Here is a 1,295-nt window from a genome sequence, read left to right as displayed (position 1 = left end):
GGCGCTGCCGTCGCATCTGGTGGTGTACTTCACGCTGACGATGTGGCTGTTCACGCACTTGGGGTACGGGGCGGTGCTGCGGGAGCTGGTGGAGAACTTCCCGCTGCGCAAGGGTGAGTTGTGGCGCCCGGCCCGTACCGGGTCGATTACGAAGGCGCGTGCCCGGATCGGTCAGGCGCCGTTGCGATGGCTGTTCGACCGGGTCGCGGGGGTGCGGGGTACGCGAGCGACGCCGGGCGTGTTCTGGCGTGAGCTGCGGGTGATGTCGATGGACGGGACCTGCTTCGACGTGCCCGACTCCAGCGCGAACGCTGTGGCCTACAGCCGTCCCTCCAACGGTTCGCGGCCCGCTCCGTATCCGCAGGTCCGCATGGTCGCGCTGGGCGAGTGCGGCACGAGGTCGCTGGCCGGTGCGGTCTTCGACTCCTTCGCCGTGGGCGAGCGGACCCTGGCCCGCCGCCTGCTGCCGTACTTCGACCCCGGCATGCTGGTGACGGCCGACCGCGGCTTCCCGTCCTTCACGCTGTGGCGTGACGCGCGGGCCACGGGGGCCGAACTGCTGTGGCGCGTCTCGGACTCCTTCACCCTGCCCATCGATGAGCGCCTGAGTGACGGCACCTACCTCAGTCACCTCAACGGCCGGCGTCGCGGCGAGCGCCTCACGGTCCGCGTCATCGAGTACACCGTCACCACCACCCACACCCGAGCGGACGGCGAAGAGGAACAGACCTCGGAACTGTTCTGCCTGATCACCACCCTGCTCGCGCCCGAGACGGCCCCGGCCCTGGAACTGGCGGAGCTGTATGCGTGCCGCTGGACCAGCGAAACGATCTACAGGCACATCAAGATCGAACAGCGCGGCGGGCGCACCGCCACCCTGCGCTCCAACAGCCCCGCCATGGTCGAGCAGGAACTGTGGGCCATGCTCTGCGTCTACCAGGCCCTGCGTGAACTCGTCTGCGACACCGCCCGTGAATACGGCCTTCCGCCCGACCACATCAGCTTCAAACAGGTCCTCAACGCCGCCCGGCGATCCGTCGGCACGGCCTTTTCCCCCCGGACAGCTCCGGCACAAAATCCGTGACGTCCAGGTCGACTTGGCCCGCGAAGCCATCCGCCCCCGCCCCGGCCGATCAGCACCCCGCGCCACCAAGCGCAGCACCCCCGGCTACCGCACCCTCCGCCCCGACGAGCCACCCACCAGCCGCGTCACCCACGACATCCACATCCACCGCCTCGACCCCGAGAAGGAGATCAACACCGAGCTACAAAAAGCCGCTTAGGAAGCGACGTTG

The 1,295-nt window shown here is 68.7% G+C and carries 2 protein-coding genes; both read left to right on the top strand.

Annotated features, from left to right (window positions below):
• A partial coding sequence (locus ACIF9R_RS38320) for an IS4 family transposase (RefSeq protein WP_399987747.1) occupies positions 1–1,084 on the top strand: 1,084 nt, incomplete at its 5' end.
• A gap of 13 nt (positions 1,085–1,097) precedes the next feature.
• On the top strand, positions 1,098–1,283 hold the full coding sequence (locus ACIF9R_RS38315) for a hypothetical protein (RefSeq protein WP_399987745.1): 186 nt from the start codon (positions 1,098–1,100) through the stop codon (positions 1,281–1,283).
• The last annotated feature ends 12 nt before the right edge of the window (positions 1,284–1,295 follow it).

Origin of the sequence: Streptomyces sp. NPDC086080 (genome assembly GCF_044540255.1) — a bacterium.
Classification (GTDB): domain Bacteria; phylum Actinomycetota; class Actinomycetes; order Streptomycetales; family Streptomycetaceae; genus Streptomyces.
Note: the sequence above shows the minus strand (reverse complement) of the source record. Positions and strands in the feature narration are given on the sequence as shown.